This window comes from Bifidobacterium sp. LH_491 (assembly GCF_056356495.1).
In genome coordinates this window covers 1,645,570-1,662,423 of the sequence record NZ_JBKEUI010000001.1, presented here as the reverse complement: position 1 = coordinate 1,662,423, position 16,854 = coordinate 1,645,570, and the positions used below count along the sequence as shown (strand labels likewise).

At 57.6% G+C, this 16,854-nt stretch carries 12 protein-coding genes and 1 tRNA gene; 7 read left to right on the top strand and 6 right to left on the bottom strand.

The features are described 5' to 3' along the window. Positions 1 to 93: 93 nt before the first annotated feature. Together AC1AWK_RS06430 and AC1AWK_RS06425 are read left to right on the top strand one after the other, a co-directional pair. Entirely contained in the window at positions 94 to 1,149 is a 1,056-nt protein-coding gene (locus tag AC1AWK_RS06430) for a permease (protein ID WP_476569103.1), read from the top strand. 3 nt (positions 1,150 to 1,152) lie between these two features. After that, positions 1,153 to 1,929 carry a TIGR03943 family putative permease subunit gene (locus AC1AWK_RS06425; protein ID WP_476569101.1) on the top strand — a complete coding sequence of 259 codons (777 nt, stop codon included), beginning with the start codon at positions 1,153 to 1,155 and terminating at the stop codon, positions 1,927 to 1,929. Between the two features lie 94 nt (positions 1,930 to 2,023). Here the strand turns inward: AC1AWK_RS06425 and AC1AWK_RS06420 are convergent, their stop codons facing one another. Continuing rightward, a complete protein-coding gene (locus tag AC1AWK_RS06420; protein ID WP_476569099.1) occupies positions 2,024 to 3,382 on the bottom strand; it encodes an FAD-dependent oxidoreductase in 1,359 nt (452 codons plus the stop codon). A 134-nt stretch (positions 3,383 to 3,516) separates the two neighbouring features. Further along, positions 3,517 to 3,933 carry an RrF2 family transcriptional regulator gene (locus AC1AWK_RS06415; RefSeq protein ID WP_476569097.1) on the bottom strand — a complete coding sequence of 139 codons (417 nt, stop codon included), beginning with the start codon at positions 3,931 to 3,933 and terminating at the stop codon, positions 3,517 to 3,519. Positions 3,934 to 4,056: 123 nt separating this feature from the next. On the opposite strand from AC1AWK_RS06415, the gene AC1AWK_RS06410 reads away from it, so the two are divergent. Then, positions 4,057 to 4,129: transfer RNA gene (locus tag AC1AWK_RS06410), tRNA-Lys, on the top strand. A gap of 1,054 nt (positions 4,130 to 5,183) precedes the next feature. Here AC1AWK_RS06410 and AC1AWK_RS06405 read toward each other — a convergent pair. Continuing rightward, a complete protein-coding gene (locus AC1AWK_RS06405; RefSeq protein WP_476569095.1) occupies positions 5,184 to 6,218 on the bottom strand; it encodes a glycosyltransferase family 2 protein in 1,035 nt (344 codons plus the stop codon). A 123-nt stretch (positions 6,219 to 6,341) separates the two neighbouring features. Further along, positions 6,342 to 7,172, bottom strand: coding sequence for a TetR/AcrR family transcriptional regulator (locus AC1AWK_RS06400; protein WP_476569093.1), 831 nt, complete (start codon positions 7,170 to 7,172; stop codon positions 6,342 to 6,344). A gap of 902 nt (positions 7,173 to 8,074) precedes the next feature. On the opposite strand from AC1AWK_RS06400, the gene AC1AWK_RS06395 reads away from it, so the two are divergent. After that, entirely contained in the window at positions 8,075 to 8,707 is a 633-nt protein-coding gene (locus AC1AWK_RS06395) for a TetR/AcrR family transcriptional regulator (RefSeq protein WP_476569091.1), read from the top strand. Between the two features lie 63 nt (positions 8,708 to 8,770). Continuing rightward, positions 8,771 to 9,754 (top strand): DUF5692 family protein, encoded by a 984-nt coding sequence (locus AC1AWK_RS06390; RefSeq protein WP_476569089.1) that lies wholly within the window; start codon positions 8,771 to 8,773, stop codon positions 9,752 to 9,754. Positions 9,755 to 9,915: 161 nt separating this feature from the next. Here AC1AWK_RS06390 and AC1AWK_RS06385 read toward each other — a convergent pair whose 3' ends face one another. Beyond that, positions 9,916 to 10,929, bottom strand: coding sequence for a LacI family DNA-binding transcriptional regulator (locus tag AC1AWK_RS06385; RefSeq protein ID WP_476569087.1), 1,014 nt, complete (start codon positions 10,927 to 10,929; stop codon positions 9,916 to 9,918). A gap of 674 nt (positions 10,930 to 11,603) precedes the next feature. Between AC1AWK_RS06385 and dcd the strand changes: the two genes are divergently transcribed. Further along, positions 11,604 to 12,185 carry a dCTP deaminase gene (dcd, locus tag AC1AWK_RS06380; protein ID WP_476569085.1) on the top strand — a complete coding sequence of 194 codons (582 nt, stop codon included), beginning with the start codon at positions 11,604 to 11,606 and terminating at the stop codon, positions 12,183 to 12,185. Between the two features lie 107 nt (positions 12,186 to 12,292). Here the strand turns inward: dcd and AC1AWK_RS06375 are convergent, their stop codons facing one another. Next, entirely contained in the window at positions 12,293 to 15,241 is a 2,949-nt protein-coding gene (locus AC1AWK_RS06375; protein ID WP_476569083.1) for a cation-translocating P-type ATPase, read from the bottom strand. A gap of 334 nt (positions 15,242 to 15,575) precedes the next feature. Here AC1AWK_RS06375 and AC1AWK_RS06370 point away from each other — a divergent pair, with 334 nt between their 5' ends. Continuing rightward, positions 15,576 to 16,784, top strand: a complete 1,209-nt coding sequence (locus AC1AWK_RS06370) for an ROK family protein (protein WP_476569081.1) — start codon at positions 15,576 to 15,578, stop codon at positions 16,782 to 16,784. Positions 16,785 to 16,854: the final 70 nt, after the last annotated feature.

Here is a 16,854-nt window from a genome sequence, read left to right as displayed (position 1 = left end):
CCAATATATCATCAAATGACCGCTTGTGCAAATTTAGTCACATATAAGGCGTTTCGGTTATTGAGAACAATTACCATTTGATAATGTGGACTAATGCCACGCATGCACGGAACGCCCCGGCGCAAACCGGAGGAACTAGCGCTATCCAACCACTACGCAATCCTGATCATCGGCATACCATCCATATCCCTACTGATTGCCTCAGCCGCCATGCTGGAATCCAAAGGATTCCCCATTCCCCTCGTACGCATCGGCACTGGCACAGCCGGATTGATCATCCAAGCAATACCATTCGTGCTGTTCGGCAGCGTCGGATCGGCGCTCATTCGCATATGGACGCACCGTCCCCCAACAGTCACCGGACTCCATCGCCATCCACTCCTCGGCATCGGAGCCATCATATGCGCCAGCACATGCCTACCGTGCTGCGACTGCGCCACCGCGCCCCTATTCAACAGCCTCACCCGACGAGGCACCAACAGCGCGTACACCGTCGCATTTCTATGCGCGGCACCGACCCTCAACCCCATAGCGCTATGGGCAACATACTATGCATTCCCGAGCAAGCCCTGGCTAGTCGCGCTGCGCGTGCTCTTCAGCCTTGCGGTGGCGCTTGCCACAGCAGCATCATTTCTTATCAGACCAGCCGAACACACCCTCCGCCGCGCCTCAGCACTCCCCCAATGCACCACACAATACACAACAGCACCCCATACGCAGGCACGAGCCAGCATCGCCTCAATCATCGCGCACACACACGGTGAGTTCATGAGAATCATGCCGATAACCCTACTGGCCTGCCTCGCTTCTTCAATATGCAACACCATCCTACGGAGTTTCTCTTCTCAAGGGACTACGACCAGCCTTCACATTAATCTCGCCGCATCCATTATCCTCGCCATGGCAATCTCCGCATGCTGTTCGGTCTGCTCATCCTCCGACGCAGTCATAGCGGCGGCGCTTAGCCCCCTGTTGCCTCTTCCCGCCATCATGGCATTCTTGACGTTCGGCCCCATTTGCAACGGCAAGAACATCGCGCTTCTCCTACAACAATGCGCCAGCCGATACATCGCGCGCATCATCATTACCGTATTGGCGGCATGTCTCGCCGGAGCCCTACTCATCGCCCCCATCTCGACCTTAGGATAACCAATGAACACATCACCCAGTCCCGCCGACCGCGTTGAAGCCCTCAGTTTCGCAACGCTCTCCCTGGCGATTGCGCACGCAACATGGAGCGGATACTACGAGCGTCTCACCACTCCCCGGCTGCTGCCTTACCTCATCGCATCGGTACCAATATTGCTCACATGCGCGGCCCTCGCATGGAAAGGTCACTTTCACGCCACACCGAAATCATGTTCATCCATGTTGTGCTGCCTGTTCATCCCCGCACTCTTGATTAGCATACCGTTCACACCACAAATGTCCGATCAAGGATTCGACCCCTACGGAGGCGGCATCGCCATCCCCATTACTCGCACATCCATCGCCAGCCACGCGTTGGTTCCTCCAGGACTACATGGCCTGGATCAGGCACGACACACCATTACCATAAGCGACGAGGAATTCGGCTCCTGGTATGAGCATATCGACCATTACCCCAATCTGTACAAGGGATATCACGTCCGGGTCAAGGGCTTTGTCGACGTATCGCCTCGAACACCAGCAGGATCGTTTGTTCTGTCACGCCAACTCATGTCATGCTGCATTCTCGACATGACGCCCTTTGGCTTTGTGGTACGCCCATCCGCAAACGCCCACGTCACCGCCACCCCCGACAACCACGCGTGGGTTACGGTAGAGGCGATCATCACCGTCGACCCCACACACTCCCCCAACACGGACTCCACGCGGAATGGAATCGTTCTCGACGCCACCGGCCTGCAGCCGGCCCGGGCCCCGGAAGGTTACTTCTACCGACAATGAACCGATGGTTACGTCATAGAACGTCTCGCGTTCCACAACACCGACGGACCACGTCAATCAGACGCCTCCCGAAGCCCATTCAGCGCCATCGATATTATTGCATGAACAATTCGTTGAACGCTTCGGTCATCGTTGGATGGGTATACATCGCATCACGAAGCTGGCTATAATGCACGCCGCACCGCATGGCAAGCGACAGCGTATTGATCATCTCATACGATTCAGCGCACAGCAACGCCGCCCCTATCACCTGTCCGGTCTCCTCATGCACGATCACCTTGAGCATGCCTTCCGTCTTGCCGATCGCCTGGGCCTTCGGGATGGCGGCAGCCGGCATGGAACACACCCGTATCGGCAACCCTTGTTCGCGCGCCTGCCGCTCAGTCAACCCAACACGGGACAACGGAGTATCCATAAACACACTGTAAGGTATAGCCGCCCGATCAGCCTTGGAATAGCCGTCACCACGCAACTGCGCCGCCACGATACGGTAGTCGTCCAATGACACGAACGTGAATTGGGGACCGCCATTGACATCTCCCAGCGCCCAAATTCCGGGAACATTGGTCCTCAAGCAATCATCCACCTTGATGGCCCCACGATCATCAAGCGCGACACCGGCATTCTCCACATGCAGCGACTCCACGTTAGGCCGACGCCCGGTAGCCACCAAAACGGCATCCCCGGTAACGCTGCTTTCCTCGCCATGGTGGGAATACACAACCAATCCCCCCTCGCAGCGTCGCACCGACGCCCCCAGAACAATGGATACGCCGAGTCGCTTATTCATATCGAAAATAGCGTCGGCAATATCGCGATCCTCACGGGGAAGAAACACCTCGCCGTCCTGGAGCACGGTGACCTGTGATCCAAAATCAGCATACATCGAAGCGAATTCCATACCGATGTATCCCCCGCCGATAATGACCAAGCGCTTCGGGATGCGAGTTTCCTCCATCAAGGTTTCGCTGGTGTACACATAAGGGTTATCGGAAAGTCCCTCGACGTCGGGCATTATCGGACGCGCACCGGTGTTAATGAATATATGTTCCGATCCAAGTTTCCATTCCTCGCCGTCGGGCGAGCTCACGGCAACCGTATTCGAATCGATAAAAGACCCGACGCCGTCGTACACATCCACAGTCTCCAATTTGGCAAGCTTCTCATAGTTTTTCTGCCGCAGCATGCTCACCACGCGACGCTTCCGATCTATCGCACGCTCGTACGCCTCCGCATTGTCCTCGCCGTCACAACGCTTCGATAATTGCGCGCTTTCCACCAGTGTTTTGGAGGGAATGCACCCTACATTGATGCATGTGCCTCCGTACATGTGCGAAGAACGCTCCACCAACGCCACGCTCCAGTTACGACCCGCCAAATCGGCCGCCAAGGTTTTCCCAGCCTTACCGAATCCAATGATTATGGCATCATATGACCTTACGGTATCCACCATAGCCATGTCCTTTCTCTGTTATTGTTTACTCGCAACTTTTCATGCAGACGCACCGAGAGGACTATCGCATACTGGCCTGCCGCCGAGCGACGCCAAATCCACCCCCACACGGCAAACGCACCGATCTACCGCACTCAACGGCGACGTGCTATGCCTTCGCCTATGCTCCGAATAGTGATCGCACCCAAACGCCGGGCGCAGCACTCATTCAGATCGGCATACACTTCCCTTAACGCATCCGCCATACCCGACGAAACCAGACACTCCCGGTGCGGATCTCCGGAAAGCCAACCAGTGGGCACCGGAACCTCAGCAACGGCCTCGAAGACACGGTCCAATGCGATATCGTCCTCCGGAGCGGCGAGACAGTACCCAGCCCCTCTGCCACGGCAAGACTTCACCAGACCAGCATCTTTGAGTTTTGCCATGACCTTGCGCACTCGCGCAGGATTCGTGCACATGTTATCGGCCAGCTCCGCACTGGACACCACCCCATGCCGATGATGCAGATACACCAACGCATGAATGGCGATTACATGTTCAGCAGGCATGACGTCTCCCTCCAGTCCGTCATTTATTTGTTATTGGAATAGTTACATTTTATAGAATACCACACATCAACACAAACGCAATACTTTTTTGTCTACGGGGAGGTTGTATAGTGATGAACCGTTGCCCCTCTAGCTCAACGGTTAGAGCAGCGTCCTTTTAAGTCGTGGGTTCAGGGTTCGAATCCCTGGGGGGGCACTTACTTCATCGGAACGTCCGCCGGAAACGGTGGACTTTTTCATATCGTTGACCATGGAACTCGTCTCGAACGGCAAATGGACGAATCCCCCTACCGAGATTCAACGGAGCGGAACGTCTCGATGGCAGTACAATGTCTTCCGTGATAGACGCTGCGCGAACTCCAGCCTCATTGGGTAGGGGACAATCATCATTCAACCCGGAAAAGCGGAGGCTGACGCAATCACTCCAGTACGCACACAAACAGGGGCACAACAACATGACGCGGTACGGGCTTCAGTACAGGTGCGACTGATGTTGCCGTTACCTCGCCCACCTCAACATATCCGGCGGCGAGCTCGCCGATGCCTCTTCGTGTTCGCCGCTGGATACGTCGTACTACTTTCCCTGTCATATCTTCTGTTATTTCAGGCAAGCTCAAGTTGGGACGACGCAGACGTGTATTGGGAGACGGTCTCAGCTGTTGCGATAGATGTGGATGATTGTGAATCATTGCAACATGCCATTGATGTCGTTGGAGACAGACCGGCGATATATGGGGAAATTGACAACCTCTCCACTGAAAGTCTTCTTCCATGGGACGTCCTAGGAACATGGCTTAAAATTCGCGAGCATACGACTAATTTGACAATCTCAACTGAGAACCAATTGGAATGGATCAGCGCTGTCATTCAGGCGGAATCAAGGATGAGCGACAATACAGACAACTAATGCGGCACCTCCATTCCTCTTGCGGGCGGGATCCGTGCCATGCAGGCGTGTAGCGTCCGCGAGTCTCATGACGGCCGCCCGCCGCCGTCCGGAATGGCATGCCGTCAGAAGCAGTCATCGGCCAGACCGGCAAAGAGAACGACCATAGGCGGCGAGACCATCGAATCAGCCCAGCCGCGGGCACCGTCGTGAGGGGCGATCCGTCCATGCGTGGTTCGAGAACCCCTGGGGCACTTATCGGCGCTTTGCTCTCGTCCTAGGGACTGCACGGCGAACGACGCGGCACGAGTCAACGAGCCACGCTCTCTCCAGGGGCCTTGTCGGCAAATCCAAGCCCCTGCGCTTAGTTGAACCCCACCACGTGTTCGGCAATTCGATACCCCTGACGAATAATGAACCGCCCCACACTGCCGCGCATATTAATCACCCGCGACAGCGGACGGCGCCGAAGATCCTTGGCAATCGCCGGCGACATCGCCTCAATATCACGCCACAACTGACGCTGCTGCTCGTAATGCTCCCGATCCTTCGACAAAATCAGGAACACGCTCGTCACCACCGTATTAATCGACAGGAAATGAATCATGTAGCGATACAACCCGTCCGGCACCGTACCCGGCTCCGGCGTAGACTTGGCCATAATCTGATTCACCCGACGCAACTGATCGACACGACGAATCATTACATCGGTTTGCACCGACTGCCCGTCGCGTCCAATGAAATAATGGTAGAACGGCATGTCCAAATACATGATGGTATGCACCCATGGGAACGGCTCATACGCATAAATGAAATCCACATAGAACGTATGCTCCGGCAGGCACAACTGCGACTGGCGCACTACCTCAGTACGGAACGTCAACGCATGCATAATGATGTACTGCGCCATGCCAAAACGCTTCAAATCATCCCAGCCAAGCACGCGATCCGCATCCATCACCCGATTGAACCGCACCACATGCTTGTTGCGCTTGCCAACCTTGTCGTACACGTAATCCGTGATCACCAAATCAACCGGTTCACCGCCCGCACACTGCTTGCGCAGCACGTCCATCATACGGGCAAGCGCTTCCGGGCCAACCCAATCATCGGCATCCACCACCTTGACATATGTGCCACGCGCACGAGCAATACCCGCGTTGACCGCGCCGCCATGCCCCTTATTCTGCTGATGAATCGCATACACGATACCCGGATACCGCTGCGCGAACTGGTCGGCAAGACCAGCAGTGCCATCGCTCGAACCATCGTCAACAATAAGCACTTCAATATCATCTGGCCGACGAACCGCCACCAACGAACTGATACAGCGCTCCAAATACGTCTCCATATTGTATGCCGGCACCACAAACGTGAGGGTCTTCGCTGCATTCTTCATATCGTTCTCGTATTTCCTATGACCTGTGCGCTGTGACAGTTTGTCACCCATCCACTACCAACCTAGCATTGAGGGGCGGCAGCTGGAGACGGCATAGCCCAGCGAGAGCGAGGATGCTGACAGTCACACGCCCCGCTCGCCGTCTGAATTGCCGGACATGCCATCGACATCACCGGCAATATCGACATTGATATCGCTGTCAGCTTCCACACCAGCAGCGTCACCAATACCAGCAACGCCTGCCACAAAATCCACAGCCATACCGCCCGATCCACCACCGACAGGCCGGCTCCCCACGGTCTGATCCAGCCGAGAAGTCTGACGTTCCGCATGACTGCCCTCAAATCGCAACTGCGGCTTAGCCTCCAAATGCGACAATCCGTGCCACGCCAAATTCACAATCAACGCCGCCAACTGCTCCTTACTCAGCTTGCGACGATCCGCCCAATACTGCCCGGTGTACACCGTCATGCCAACGACCATCTGAGCATAATACGGCACGCCCTTGGCCGGAAGATGCTGACGCTTGAACCAACCCGTAAGAATCTTCTCCACACGCATGCTGATATCACCCAACAGCGAACTGAACGAGCCATCCGGATCAGTCAACGGCGAATCCCGAGCCAGCACCTGAAAGCCCTCGCTATTTTCCTCAATATACGTCAACAACGCCAACGTGGCCCGCTCCACAATCTGCCGCGGGTGCGCATGTTCGTCAGACAATGCCGCCACCAACGCGTCAGTCAGCGCACGCATCTCACGATCCACCACCACCGCATATAAGCCTTCCTTACCGCCAAAATGTTCATACACAATTGGTTTGCTCACCTTGGCACTAGCGGCGATTTCCTCAACGCTCACCGCCTCGAAGCCCTTGGCGGCAAACAACGCGCGTCCCACACGGATCAACTGTTCGCGCCGCTGAAACGACGACATGCGAGAAGAATTAGCCATATTATCAGTGTACGTCGCCCGCGCAACCCCTTCGCGCCCCCGCCCAAAACTGCGTCTTTGCGACACCCTTATCGCCTCAGACAGGACTCCCTGGACGCCCCTGTCAAGCCGCATCCGCGCAAAACTGTGTATCTGCAGCACTCTCATGAGTCCATCCAATGGCTCCATCCGACCTGATTGGATACATCCCACCCCAGCCTCACCACCCCGAGTAAAGGTGCGTGTTTCCGCCACCGGTAGGACCAATCCCCCCCCTCACCGGACTCGAACCCGAAAGTGCGTGTTTTCAGCATCCTCACCCCCGTATCAGCCCTCCAAGAGTGCGGAAAACACACACCTTTCGGTCCAGGGTGTCGAAAACACGCACAAAACGGGACCTATCAGTGTCGAAAACACACACCATCCAAACCAGGCGCCAAATCCCCAGCCGAAACTGTGCATATACGGCGTCCATACGCCTCCCAGCCTCCTTCAGCAGAGGAAACCGTGCATGTACCGCATTGATAAGGCTACAATCCTGTGCATTTTCCAACTCCGAACACCAAAATGCGTAAGTTCCACACCCGTACAGCCGGTTTCAGATCCCTACGAGTGTCGTAACGGCACAATTGCCACTCCAAAGTGGGGTATATACACACGAAACAAGCCCTACCAGCGTGGCGCATGCACAGTTTCCGAACGGGGATGCACGGCAAACCTATCAGCAAGATAAAAGTAGACTTTCAACGAAAATCCCCTAGATACAGCGGCTTTTTCTAGGTATTTGTCAAACTTCACCATTTCATAGTTGACAATGTGTCAAAATAGCCCTACACTGAAAACCGCTATTTTGACACAGTGTCGAAATAGAACGTCGACGCCGCCGCACCCACATGATCGAGGCCACCGAAAGGACCGCCACCATGAGCATCACACCATCACACTGCATTGCCACACACCCGGCAACCAACGGCGGCAAACGGGCCACTATCATCGCCGCGACTCGCCGACTCTGCACCGAACGCGACTTCGCCGCCCTCACCGTCGGCGACATCGCTCAATACGCCGGCATCACACGAACGTTGTTCTACCACTATTTCCCAGACAAAGACGCTCTCGCCGACGCCATCATCGACGACGCCACCGACGATATCCTCAACCAAGTACGCATCTGGGATCGCGACCGCACGCCCGGCGATATCTCCAAAGCGCTTGACGACGTCATCCGTCTACTACGCGTCATCGTGAACGACGACAGTCCGCTGCGCCACCATATGACGCACAACGCTGACACCGACCTCTACTCCCGGTTCATCAACCGCGCCGCACGCAGTGTCTCCGACTACATGTGCAACTCCACCGTACGCGACTTCGCCGCACGGCACCCCATCAAGATCCAGTACGTACCCGACACGTTTTACATGCTCATCGTAGGACTTATCGCGCTTATCCGCATCAAACCCGACATCAGCGACGACCAGCTTGCCAGCCTCGCGGCATACACGCTACACCTCGACGCCTATCTCGGCGACGACGATAACCGCGACAACGCATAACGCGACCCCCCTACAACTAAGCAACACCACAACATCGAAAGAGAGCAGAGAGAAAGGATCATCATGCTGTTCCAAGTCTATGGCGACCACGCCATCTACCAATGGCTCGGCTGGATACTGGTATTTGCATGCCTCATCGGCGCCAACGAGCTCGCCCGACGAACCAAACTCGGCGGCATCATCGCATTCCTCGTGATACCGGCCGCACTTACCGTGTACTTCATCGCCATCTACGTAGGCGTGGCAATGGGCGCACAATGGGCATTGCACAACCCCACATACATCCATATGAACAGTTGGTTCCACTACGCGAAACTCTACGCGGCAACCGCGGGCTGCATCGGTTTCATGGCGCTGAAATACCGCTGGGGCAACATCGGCAAATCCGAATGGTTCAAATGCTTCCCGTTCGTGATCGTCGCTATCAATATTCTCATCGCCGTAGCATCCGACTTTGAGTCAGCAATCCGCGCATGGGGCACCACGTGGGTTTCCACCGAAGGCGTCACGCTCATGGGTGGCTGGCACAACGTGTTCAACGGCATCGCCGGCATCATCAACATTGCCTGCATGACCGGCTGGTTCGGCATTTATGTTTCCAAGAAAAAGCAGGACATGCTGTGGCCGGATATGACGTGGGTGTTCATCGTCGCCTACGACCTGTGGAACTTCTGCTACACGTACAACTGCCTGCCTACGCACGCATGGTACTGCGGCCTGGCGCTGCTGCTGGCCCCCACCGTCGCCAACTTCTTCTGGAACAAGGGAGGATGGATCCAAAACCGCGCCAACACGTTGGCCCTGTGGTGCATGTTCGCGCAGATTTTCCCCATGTTCCAAGATTATTCGGTGTTCTCCACCGATTCGGTGAACAATCCGAACGTGAATCTTGCGGTGTCGCTGTGCGCGCTGGTCGCCAACGTGCTGGCCTTCGGATACATCATGGCGCGCGCCCGTCGGCAGCATATCAACCCATGGCTGCATGAAGTGTTCAAGGGTACGCGCGACTACGAGCAGGCCATGGCCCGCCGTGAAGCAACAGCGTAACGTAGCGATTTTGGCGGCCGTGCGACAAAGACATACTGCTCTTGCCGCGCGGCCGCCATCGTTTTGTACCGCCCCGCTGCATCGAGCGACGGCACGACGCATGACGCCGACCATGCATCTACGCTTCGCACCCTACGTGCATCGCCAAACCGTCGCAATGCTTACGCACGTGTGGTGTCGCCCACCCGCAACGACACCGGAGCCAACGCCAGCCGCTCCGGCGAACGCCCCTCAATCAGTGCCGCCATGGTGTCGGCCACACCGGCACCGAGTGCGTCAAAATCCTGTTGGATGGCGGTAAGTCGCTTCCCGGCGGCGTCAGCCATGTGGGTACCGTCGTATGCGATGACCTGAATGTCACCAGGAATGCTACGTCCCAGCCGGGTGAGTTCCTGCACAGCGTAGGCAGCGCCCATGTCGGGGCTGACGATGGCGTCAGCATCAGGGAAGGCGGGCAATGCCTGGTGGATCGCAGTGCGGTAGGCGTCAAAGTCAGCGACGTCGGGCACTTCGATGTATCGGCAGCGTATGCCGCGGTCGGCAAGGAGACGTTCCACGGTTTGGTAGTAGCGGATGGTGGGAAAAGTGGTGCCGCCTTCCACGTCGGGTACGTCGTGGAATTGGTGGCGCGGACCACCGACGAGAAGCACGCTGCGCGCATTGGTACGGATCAACAGGTCGGCAATCAGCTCGCCGCCCTGCCCATGATTAGATCCGATTGAGGGAATGCCATGACCCAAGCGCCGGTCGAACGCCACGATGGGACAGTTGATGGACGTCCAATAATCGGGAGTATGCGTGGTGTGGGCGGCCATCACGATGCCATCCATCATGTGACGCTGCAGCATACCGACATATTCGGCTTCGCCTTGTTCCACGTCGGCGGTGGAGCACAGCAGCGTGCGCAACCCGTGTGCGGCGAGGCTGTGCTGTAGCGATGCAGTGAGGGCGCCGAAGAACGGGTGTCGTATGGTGGGCACGATGATGCCTACCGTGTCGGTGCGATTGCGGAACAGGTTGCGTCCAAGTTCGTTGGGAATGTAGTTCAGCTCGCTCATGGCCGCTTCGACGCGTTCGCGCATGGCCGCTGACACGTATCCGTTGCCGTTCATGACGAGGGATACGGTGCTGAGCGACACTCCCGCCTTTTTTGCTACATCACGCATACCGACCATGCGTATCCCTCCTCACCGTGCGCTTCGCGGCACTCGACGCCAGTCCCGCGCGCCTTGGAATAGGTCTCGGCGATTTCACGCGAAACGCCACTTAACTTACCACGTATACCGTCAGCCTAGCGCAGAATGCGCCGAATGGACGGACATATGTCGTTCGCGCACAATCACTGTCCAACGCGGCGCTATCGGCCGGCCGATCCCATGGAATGCCGTTTTGTTCGCGCCTACCGGATGCATTATCCACAATCGCAGCCCCGGCAAAAAAGAACCCGGCGGGAGGGGGCCCGCCGGGCGAGAAAGGAGAGAGAAGAAGAAAGGATTGAATTATCAGGAATTTCCCTGATCAGCTGTGCTGACAATCTCTATATAACCACCCATTGCTGAGCACATAACTGGCGTTCTCTGGGAATATCCTGAGAACTACGCAAAGTACTTGTAAGTGTCGCGATATATATGATGCGCCGGTACGTTCATCGCCCCACACGTCTCCACGCCAAACGCCATGATGCATACGATATAACGGTGACATGAGGCGCCGCACCGATGCTCTTGTGGAAAACTCCATACGCATAAACCCCGCCTCCGCAACACGGACCCACCATAACGGTAGACTGAAACACAGTAACGTATATCACATTCGACCGCCGACAGGCGGTCCTGTCCAAGGAGCTTGTATGCTGCTGTCTGACCGCGATATCCTTGCCGCCCAACGCGACGGCCACATTTCCCTTGACCCGTGGACGCCGGAGATGGTGCAGCCCGCCTCCATCGACGTCCGCTTGGATCGCTTCTTCCGACTCTTTAATAACCACGCCTACACATATGTGGATCCTGCCGAAAACCAAGGAGCACTCACTGAACAATTCGAAGTCGCGCCCGACGAACCATGGATCCTACACCCCGGCGAATTCGCGCTAGGCGCAACATGGGAATACGTCAAGCTCGACGCCACGATCGCGGCACGTCTCGAAGGCAAAAGCTCCCTAGGACGCCTCGGCATCCTCACCCACTCCACCGCCGGATTCATCGACCCCGGTTTTGAAGGGCACATCACCCTGGAACTCTCAAACGTAAGCACCCTACCGGTCAAGCTGTGGCCTGGCATGAAAATCGGCCAAATGTGCTTCTTCCAACTCAGTTCCCCCGCCGAGCACCCCTACGGCTCACAAGCCACCGGCTCGCACTACCAGGGGCAGCGTGGCCCGACCCCGAGCCGCAGCTACGAGCGCTTCTACCGGGCCAATATCGCCGACTAACTTCCGGCCGTAACTGCCATCAACGGCTTTGGTATGACCAAGGGCCGGGCATCCCACCACAGGATGCCCGGCCCTTACCGTCTGCCAGTACTGGCAGATAGCTGCGACTACTTGCGACGCTCCACCATGCGCAGGATGAACTTGCGCACTTCGGACGCCACGAGCACAAGCGCCGCCAAGCCGATGCACTCGAACCATGCCCACAAGCCGAGCGGCGTAGTACCGAAGGCTGCGTTCAGGAACGGCACATAAATCACCACAAGCTGCAGCACGATCGAAATGGCAATCGCACCCCACAGCCATTTGTTGGAGAACAGGCCGACAAACGCGGACTGGCGCGGCGAGCGCGACGCAATCGCGTTGAACAGCTGCGCGAACACCAGAATGGTGAAGCCCATGGTACGCGCCTCCACCATTTGCGCCTCGTGGCCCAATGCCTCAACGCTACGGTCGGTGAACAAGCCGCCGGCCAAATGCATATCCATACCAATCAACGTCACCGCCGCCATAATGACGCCAATGAAGATAATGTCGCCCCACATGGAGCTGTCAATCACCCGATCGGTGAGCTTGCGCGGACGGCGATCCATCACATCGTCGGTCTGCGGGTCCACACCCATGGCCAACGCCGGCGCGGCGTCGGTCAACAGGTTGATCCACAACAGCTGGGTCGCCAACAACGGTACGGTCACGCCGACCGTACCCGGCTGGCTGATGCCCAGGAAGCCGGCAAGCATCACGCCGCCGAACACGGTGAACACCTCACCCACGTTCGAGCTCAACAGGTAGCGCAGGAACTTGCGGATATTGTCGAAAATCACACGGCCTTCGCGCACCGCGGCAACGATGGTGGAGAAGTTGTCATCCGCCAGAATCATCTTCGCGGATTCCTTCGTCACTTCCGTGCCGGTAATGCCCATGGCCACGCCAATATCGGCGCTCTTCACCGCCGGGGCGTCATTCACACCGTCGCCGGTCATGGCCGCAATATTGCCCTGACGCTGCAAGGATTCAACGATCTTCAGCTTATGCTCCGGCGCCACACGGGCGTACACGGACACCTCGGACGTGGCCTTGTCAAGATCGGCTTCGGACAGCTGATCCAACTGATCGCCGGTCATGGCTTTGCCGCCCTTGTCGATAATGCCCAAGTCAGTGGCGATACGAGCCGCGGTCAACGGGTGGTCGCCGGTAATCATCACCGTGCGAATGCCCGCGCGATGGGCTTCCGCTACCGAATCACGCACTTCCGTACGCGGCGGGTCGATAATGCCGACCAAACCATTCCAAATCAGGTCATGTTCGATGACGTCGCTTTGTTCGGCGACGTCGCTCACCTGACCGTCGGCACCAGCCTGAATGCCCGGAATCTGCGCCAACTCAGGAACCTGCAACGGACGGTAGGCCTGGCCCAGCGTACGATACGCTTCGCCTGACAAGCGTTCGACGGTCGCCAAAATGGCATCGCGGTCCGCCGGGGTAAGCGGCCGCACCATGCCGCCCTCCTCAATGCGCGAGCAGTAGCTCAGCAACACATCCGGGGCACCCTTGGCGAACACGCTCAGCATGCCATCCTGCGCATCCTTGACGACAATCGCCATACGCTTGCGTTCGGACGTAAACGGCACTTCCGCCACACGAGCGAAATGCGCATAACGCCCATCGGCACCGGTCTTGCGAGCAGCCACCACCAGCGACACCTCGGTAGGATCGCCGACGATATCCCACGTACCAGGCTGGCTGCCTTCACGCAGCTCGCCATCATTCGCCAACGTGCCGGCACCCAACGTCGCCAACACCTCACCACGCAGCGCGTCGCTGATGGCCCCGCCATCAACGGCGGCCATATCGCCCTGCGGCGCATAACCCGTGCCAGTGATCGCTACTTCGCCGGACGGCGTGACCACGCGTTCCACGGTCATTTCGTTACGGGTCAACGTACCGGTCTTATCCGAGCAAATCACCGAAGCCGAGCCCAGCGTCTCCACCGAGGACAGCTTCTTCACAATGGCGTGATGCTGCGCCATGCGCTGCACGCCAAGCGCCAACACCACCGTCAGAATCGCAGCCAAGCCTTCGGGCACGGCGGCAACCGCCAACGAGACCGCCAACAGCAGCGAATCGATGACATCATGGATATCGTGGAAGCCTTCCATCACCGCGAGCGCCACCAGCACCAGCACGGCGATGATGCACACCGCAATGCCGAGGATCTTGGACACGTGCGCCATTTCCTTCTGTAGCGGCGTGGCTTCGTCGTCGGTTTGGGCGAGCATGTCGGCGATTTTGCCAACCTGCGTGTTCATGCCGGTGCCGGTAACGATGGCACGGCCGGTGCCTTGGGTGACGGAGGTGCCGTTGAACACCATGTTGGAACGGTCGCCCAATGCTTTGGCGCTGGCCAACGTGTCGGGCTTCTTGCCAACCGGTACGGATTCGCCGGTCAGGCTTGCTTCGGCGATACGCAGCGAGGCTGCAGCGAGCAGTCGACCGTCCGCGGATACGGTGTCGCCTTCGCCGAGGACGAGGATGTCGCCCGGAACGATGTCGGCGGTATCCACGCGCACGACCTGCCCATCACGCAGGACGGAAGTTTGCGGCGCGGTCATCTTGGACAACGCTTCGACGGCTTGCTCCGCTTTGGCTTCCTGAATGTAGCCAAGCACGGCGTTGACGATGAGGATCAGCACGATCACCATCGAGTCGAACGGCAGCGCCTCGCCGCCTTCAGCACCGGGTTGGGCATTGGCTTTTTCAATGAACCAAGCCACCAGGGAAATGCCGGTGGCGACGAGCAACAGATACACCAGCGGGTCTTGGAACTGCTGAAGGAACTTCTTCCACTTCGGTACGGGTGGCGCACTAGCCAATTCGTTGCGGCCGAACTTCGCCAAACGGCGTTCGGCTTCCTGCGAGCTCAAACCAACGTTGGGATCCACCTGCAACGCTTGCGCCACATCCATGGCGTCGGTCAAGCTGGGATCCGTGTCATGCAACAACGCCTCTTGGGCCGCCGTGCTCTCCGATACAGTGGATTGATCACGATGATCAACCATAATATTCTCCTCAATCAGCCGCGGAGTAGTCAGTCCTCATGCTCGCCTCTTCAACGCCGCAAGGCTTCTGCCGCTTGCGGCGGAACACTGACGATCATGGCAAGACTGCGCGGTCATGGGCATCGGCGCAAATGCTGCCAATGCATACCTCTTTATTATTCCACGAGGGCGTGTCGAATATGTTTACGACTCGCCCTGCAGCGAACATGCGGAAGAGTGCCCGTATCCTTCGGCTAATTTTCAGCTATCCCAGACACCGTTCTCTATAATGGGGTTCGTGACAGGGCAACCTGCGTCGCACACGCACTTCGCAGCATCAACCCAAGGGGGCTTTATGGACGCGGAACTGGAACACGACGAGTGGCAATCACCGCAATGGTTCACCGGCTCGCCCTACACCCACCGCGTCGCTGCCGCCATCACCCAATATGGACCTATCGCCCGCACCACGCTGGCCCAGCTACTTGGGCTTTCGCAGGGGGCATTGTCCCGCATCACCAGCGATTTGCTGTACGCCAACGTCATTGAAGAACTCCCCTCGGAAGCCAACGCCCACGGCACACTGCCGATGGGGTTTGTGCCGCGCGATACGACAGAGCGTCGCGGACGTCCGCAAACCGCACTGCGGCTTCGCGCGGGCGAACGCACGTTCATTGGCATCAACTTGCACACCGAACAGGCCACCGCAGTGGCAACGGATGCATTGTGCTGTCCGCTTGGACAGCCGCGCACCATGAATCTTCCCGACAATGCGCCGCAATCGGTGGTACGGCGTGTGCACAAGCTGGTGGAACAATGCTGTGCCGACGCGCCAACACAGCCCGTCAGCATCGGGATAAGTCTCGGCGGACACGTCAAATCCGACCGTTACGTCACCTACGCCCCGTTCCTGCATTGGGATGGCCGCGTCGACTTGGCGGGCATGCTCACACAAGCCTGCGGTATTCACACGTCCGTCTTCAACGATTTGGATTCGCTGCTTGTCCATGAAAGCTGGTTCGGGAGAGGCGTTGGCATTCCGCGGTTCGCCGTGCTGACCATCGGCGCGGGCGTGGGGTTCTCCCTTTCGGAGAACGGCAAGCCCGTCGATTATTCGGATAAAAGCTACGGTCTTGCCGGGCATGTGCTCGTCGACCCGGAAGGCCCGCGATGCTACGCGGGGCATATCGGCTGTTCGCAGTGTCTGACCAGCGATTCGTTGGCGGAAGAATACTCCGCTGCCATCGGCAAAGACGCCACCTTCGACGACTTCGCCCGCGACGCCGTCAATGGCAAGGCACAAGCTCGGCTATTGACGAATAAGTTATGCTTCCGACTGGGAGCGCTCACCGCGATGATGGCGAACTTCTCCATGCCGTCGCGCGTGCTGATCAGTGGGGAATCCTCATTCCTCGCCAAGCTCGGCACGGAATCCATCCGCTCCGGCATCAACTGGTATCGCCCGACGCAAGCCAGCAAAGTCGACTTTGAAATCCTTGATTTTGATTGGGGAGAATGGGCAAAATCGGCAGCCTCACGAGTTATTGAGCGCTATATCGCATAACTACTCTATGCGTGCGTCACACGCCGCACATCACACAACAATAACCCGCAACCCTAAGGTACAAAGCGAC

Excerpts from the sequence above, each read along its gene's own strand:
- AC1AWK_RS06395 (WP_476569091.1), top strand. The coding sequence starts at position 8,075 with ATGAGCATCACACCATCACACTGCATTGCCACACACCCGGCAACCAAC.
- AC1AWK_RS06390 (WP_476569089.1), top strand. The coding sequence starts at position 8,771 with ATGCTGTTCCAAGTCTATGGCGACCACGCCATCTACCAATGGCTCGGC.
- dcd (WP_476569085.1), top strand. The coding sequence starts at position 11,604 with ATGCTGCTGTCTGACCGCGATATCCTTGCCGCCCAACGCGACGGCCAC.
- AC1AWK_RS06405 (WP_476569095.1), bottom strand. The coding sequence starts at position 6,218 with ATGAAGAATGCAGCGAAGACCCTCACGTTTGTGGTGCCGGCATACAAT.
- AC1AWK_RS06400 (WP_476569093.1), bottom strand. The coding sequence starts at position 7,172 with ATGGCTAATTCTTCTCGCATGTCGTCGTTTCAGCGGCGCGAACAGTTG.
- AC1AWK_RS06375 (WP_476569083.1), bottom strand. The coding sequence starts at position 15,241 with ATGGTTGATCATCGTGATCAATCCACTGTATCGGAGAGCACGGCGGCC.
- AC1AWK_RS06415 (WP_476569097.1), bottom strand. The coding sequence starts at position 3,933 with ATGCCTGCTGAACATGTAATCGCCATTCATGCGTTGGTGTATCTGCAT.
- AC1AWK_RS06420 (WP_476569099.1), bottom strand. The coding sequence starts at position 3,382 with ATGGTGGATACCGTAAGGTCATATGATGCCATAATCATTGGATTCGGT.
- AC1AWK_RS06370 (WP_476569081.1), top strand. The coding sequence starts at position 15,576 with ATGGACGCGGAACTGGAACACGACGAGTGGCAATCACCGCAATGGTTC.
- AC1AWK_RS06385 (WP_476569087.1), bottom strand. The coding sequence starts at position 10,929 with ATGGTCGGTATGCGTGATGTAGCAAAAAAGGCGGGAGTGTCGCTCAGC.
- AC1AWK_RS06425 (WP_476569101.1), top strand. The coding sequence starts at position 1,153 with ATGAACACATCACCCAGTCCCGCCGACCGCGTTGAAGCCCTCAGTTTC.
- AC1AWK_RS06430 (WP_476569103.1), top strand. The coding sequence starts at position 94 with ATGCCACGCATGCACGGAACGCCCCGGCGCAAACCGGAGGAACTAGCG.